This is a genomic window from Stenotrophomonas sp. SMYL89 (genome assembly GCF_036319985.1).
In the GTDB taxonomy this organism is placed as follows: domain Bacteria; phylum Pseudomonadota; class Gammaproteobacteria; order Xanthomonadales; family Xanthomonadaceae; genus Stenotrophomonas; species Stenotrophomonas maltophilia_Q.
This window is the reverse complement of the sequence record NZ_JAWIRW010000042.1, coordinates 1-712: the sequence shown is the minus strand read 5'-3', so window position 1 is coordinate 712 and position 712 is coordinate 1. Positions and strand designations below refer to the sequence as shown.

1 protein-coding gene is annotated in these 712 nt (G+C 61.2%); it reads right to left on the bottom strand.

What is annotated here, in order from left to right; translation table 11 throughout:
• Positions 1–26: 26 nt before the first annotated feature.
• A partial coding sequence (locus V3B41_RS20435) for a transposase (protein ID WP_329861823.1) occupies positions 27–712 on the bottom strand: 686 nt, incomplete at its 5' end.

Below are 712 nucleotides of genomic sequence, written 5' to 3'. Positions count from 1 at the left end.
GTAGAGCCGAGATCCTATGTTCGCGGTCAAGCCTGCTGGAAGCAGGCTTGACCCACTTTCAGCATGGCTGGGTCAAAGTCCCGACCGCTTTTGAAGACCCCCCAGGCGATCCTGGCCAGCTTTCTGGCCAGGATGTTAAAGCTGGCGGTACTGCTGTGGCCACGTTCGCGGATGGCCGTATAAAGGGCTTTGCCGCCTTTGGATCGGGTCAGGCCCATGGCCGCCATGTAGAGGATCTGGCGCAGGCTGGCGTTACCACGCTTGGACAGGCGCCGTCTGCCGATCCGCGCACCGGATTCGTTGGGTCGCGGATCCAGACCGCTGCAAGCAATCCAAGCGTCTGAGCTGGTCAAGGGCCAGCGCGTGATGTGATGGGTGATGAAGGCCGCAACCGTCGGTCCGATCCCCGGGATGGTCATGATCCGCCGATACAGGTCGCGCTGTTCACCGCTGCGGCACAGTTGCTGAATCTGTTGGTCGAGCATGGCAATGGCCTCTTTCAGACCAACGAAGATGCGCCCAAAGATGGCCGACTCCGACGCTCCCGCGCCTAGCGAGAGATTCAACTTCGCCTTGCTCCGGACCAGGCTGTCGCGTTGCTGGAGTAGCACATGCAGCTGCTCCTGGGCAGGTGAACGGGCGACATGCTCATGCAGATTGTCGGCCTCCTTAGCGATGTAACGCGCGATAACCTGCGCGTCACCTGAGTCGG